A 3512-nucleotide genomic window follows, 5' to 3' on the forward strand; every position below is an offset into this window, starting at 1 on the left:
AGGACGTCGGCGTTCGGCCCGGCGCCCGACGTGCCGGGGGCGGGCGGGCGCAGGTCCGTCGGGGGCGGCGGGACGCGCAGCTCCGGCGGGCGGAGGCCGTGGTCCACGACCTCGATCGACTCGAGGTCGTCGCGCGGCGCGACGAGCGGCGCGGCGGGCCAGGGCATCTTGACGCCGGCGACCGCGTTCGGCTTGACGAGGCGGAACCGTTCGTATCCCTCGACGACGTACGGCAGCGCCGAGGCGCACCAGAAGAGCGCGACCGCGGCGATCGTCTTCCAAGCGAGCCCGCGTCCGCGCGGCGCTTGCGCGGTCTCGGCGGCGCGCGGCGCTTGGGCGGTCTCCGCGACGGGCGTGGGCGGCGCGGCGCGCCGTCCCTGCGCGGCCGCATCGCCGCGCGACGTCCGCGTTCCTTTTCCCGCTCTGCTCCCCCGGCCCACGGCTCGTCCCGTCCCTAGAAGTTGAAGTAGATGAAGCCGGCCACGGCGGCGGTCGAGACGTAGCCGACCGCCAGCGCGACCGCGGCCAGCAACGCGGCCTGCAGCGGCGCCGGCGCCGCCGCGAAGCGCGCCTCCGTTTTCTTGTACCAGCCCTCGGGCAGCCACTGCGCGCCGATCGCCGCGGCCACGGCGACGATCGTCGGCGCGGCGAGGTTGCCGGCGCCGAAGCTCAGCGCGCGCAGCCGCCCGAGCACCTCGCCCACCGCCGCCAGGTCGGCGCAGCGGAAGAAGAGCCAGCCGAAGGCGACGAAGTGGAACGTGACGAAGGCCCCGGCGATCTTCCGCCAGATCGGCTTCGGGCCGCGCCGCCGCCGCGCGACGAAGTGCAGGAAGGCGAGGCCGATCCCGTGCAGCAGCCCCCAGAAGACGAAATTCCACGAGGCGCCGTGCCAGAGCCCGCCCAGCGTGAAGGTCACGATCGAGGCCATGTAGGGCCAGTAGAACCGGCGCTTGTTGCCGGGGAGCGAGGCGAAGAGGTAGTCGCGCAGCCAGGTGGAGAACGAGATGTGCCAGCGGCGCCAGAACTCGACGAGGTCGCTCGCGCGGTAGGGGGAGTTGAAGTTGTCCTTGAGCTTGAAGCCGAGGAGCAGCGCCGAGCCGATCGCGACGTCGCTGTAGCCGGAGAAGTCGCAGTAGATCTGCGCCGCGTAGCCGTAGATCCCGCCGAGCACCTCGAGGCTGGAGTACATCCCCGGCAGCTCGAAGACGCGGTTCACGAGGTTGGCCGCGACGTAGTCGGCGAGGACCAGCTTCTTGAACATCCCCAGGCCGATCAGGAAGAGCGCGCGTCCGCCGTCCTCGGCCGAGAGGCGCGAGGGGGGCGCGGCGAGCTGCGGCAGCAACGTCTCGCCGCGGGTGATCGGGCCGGCGAGCAGCGTGGGGAAGAACGAGACGAAGGCGAGGTGCCGGAGGAACGAGCGCGGCGGCTCCGCCTCGCGGCGGAAGACGTCGATCACCAGCCCCATCGACTGGAACGTGTAGAACGAGACGCCGACGGCGAAGACGACCTTGAACGGCGCGTCGAAGCCGCCCGGGCCGAACGCCTCGGAGAGGCGCGAGACGGCGTCGGCGAGGAAGTTGAAGTACTTGAAGAAGACCAGCGCGGAGAGGTTCGCCGTCACGGAGAGGGCGACCAGCGCGCGGCGCGCCGCGGCGCCCTTCGCGCGGCCGAGGCCGAGGCAGACGAAGTGGTCGAGCGTCGCCGTGCCGAGCAGCGCGAGGCAGAGGAGCGGGTTCCAGGTGGCGTAGAAGAAGAAGCTGACGGCGACGAGGAGCGCGGTCGCGGGAAGCCGCAGCCGGCGTCCCGCCCACCACAGGACCAGCACGGCCATCAGGAACGGAAGATAGAACGGGCTCGCGAAGCTCACGGGTGTCCTGCGCTCGATTGTCGCGGGTTATTCGATCGTTGCCGGAGCGGCCTCCCCCCGGACGCCTTCCGAATCGGGCGCCGGACCGCGCCGTGCATCATAGGCCGCGAAAACGGCCCGGGCGAGCATTTCGGCGAGTTTCGCGTACCCGGCCTCGGTGAGGTGGACGCGGTCCCCTTGGGCCAGCTTCGCCGCCGCCCAGCGCTCCGCCGCGCCGGGGCCGCCGACCGCGGCGCGCGCGTCCCAGAAGGCGCAGCCGGTCTCGAGCGCCGCCTCGCGCAGGGCGCGGACGACGAGCTCCTGGTTCTCCGGCTTGAAGCCGAAGGCGCGGCGCCGCGCGGCGCCGCGGTCGATCGGGCCGGTGACGAGGACGGCGGCGCCGGGCACGTCGCGCCGGACCGCGCCGAGGAGGCGGACGACGAGCGCGCGGTAGTCGGCGAAGACGAAGTCTTTGTCGCCCATGTCGTTCGTGCCGTACGAGACGACGATCAGCTTGGGGTCGGCGTGCCGCAGCAGGAGCGCCCGCGCGTCGGAGCGCCAGTGGTCGAGGAAGTGGATCGACGCGCCGTTGATGCCCAGCGTGTCGTAGAGGACGCCGCCGCGGCCGGTGCGGAAGTCGATCCCGAGGAGTCGCGCCGGCTCGCCGCAGTCGGCGGCGACGGCGATCTTGTGCGGCCCATCGCCGAGCGGCGCGCGGTTGCGCAGGAAGGCGACGCCGAGCGCGGCCGCCTCCTCGTCTTCCGGCGGGCGCGGACCGTCGCCGACGGCCGGCGCTTCGGCCGTCATCGGCGCGGCGCCGACGGGGGCGGCGGGTGTCGCCGACGTCGTCTCGCTGGTTCCGCGGCGCGCGTCCGCGGCGAATTCCGGCGCGCCGGCGGGCGGGGCGGGAAGCGCGGTTTCTGCGGCCGGCGGCGCGAGGGTGTTCGGGCGCGGCGCGGGAAGCGCGGTTCCATCGACTGGCGGCGCGTCGGCGGGCGTCGTCTCCGACGTCTCCTCCGGCAGGGGCACGGGCACCGCGCCGGCCGGATCGACGAACAACGTGCCGCCGCCGATCGGGCCGCTGAAGAGCAGCTTGTCGTCCACGAAGAGGCTGAGGCAGCCGCGGCCGCCGTCGCTCGCCGCCTGCACCTCGAAGAACGCGCCTTCGGACGACGCCCCGGCCCAGCCGCGCCGCTTCGTCGGCCGCACCGCGGTCTGCGAGAGGCCGAGCAGGCCGTCGCACGGCGTCTTCCCGAGGCCGACCGTTTCCCAGCCCGCGCCGAGCGTCTTGGCCCGCGCGTGCCGGAAGAAGCGCCACGGCTTGCCGGGCATCACGTAGCCGGTCCCCGCGTCGCCGAAGCGGCGCTGCAGCCGGGTCCGCATCTCGCCGGTCCAGTAGTCGGCCGCGACGTGCGAGTCGCCGAAGTGGAGCACGCGGACGACCGAGCGGGGCGCGCCGGCCGCGGTCTCCGCCTCGAGCCGCTCCAGCGCGGCGAAGAACGGCGCCAGCGCCGCGGCGTTCTCGAGCGGCTGCGGCGGGAGCTTGTCGGGATCGATCGGCTGGACGCGCGGCGCCGCGGGGCGCTTCGCCGCCTTGGCGCGCGGCGCGGCGGCGGCGGGGGGCGCGGCGAACGCCAGCGCGGCCGCGACAAGCGCGGCGAGCGCG

At 74.2% G+C, this 3512-nt stretch carries 3 protein-coding genes; all 3 read right to left on the minus strand.

Features of this window, described 5'->3' with window-relative positions; genetic code table 11:
- Window positions 1–440 (minus strand): hypothetical protein (locus tag LLG88_07110; protein MCE5246675.1); only part of this gene is annotated, 440 nt, incomplete at its 3' end.
- A gap of 14 nt (window positions 441–454) precedes the next feature.
- Window positions 455–1867: an MBOAT family protein gene (locus tag LLG88_07115; protein MCE5246676.1), complete on the minus strand. Its 1413-nt coding sequence runs from the start codon at window positions 1865–1867 to the stop codon at window positions 455–457.
- Between the two features lie 27 nt (window positions 1868–1894).
- Window positions 1895–3484: a GDSL-type esterase/lipase family protein gene (locus tag LLG88_07120; GenBank protein MCE5246677.1), complete on the minus strand. Its 1590-nt coding sequence runs from the start codon at window positions 3482–3484 to the stop codon at window positions 1895–1897.
- Window positions 3485–3512 lie beyond the last annotated feature (28 nt).

It is taken from the genome of bacterium, from assembly GCA_021372775.1.
In the GTDB taxonomy this organism is placed as follows: domain Bacteria; phylum Acidobacteriota; class Polarisedimenticolia; order J045; family J045; genus JAJFTU01.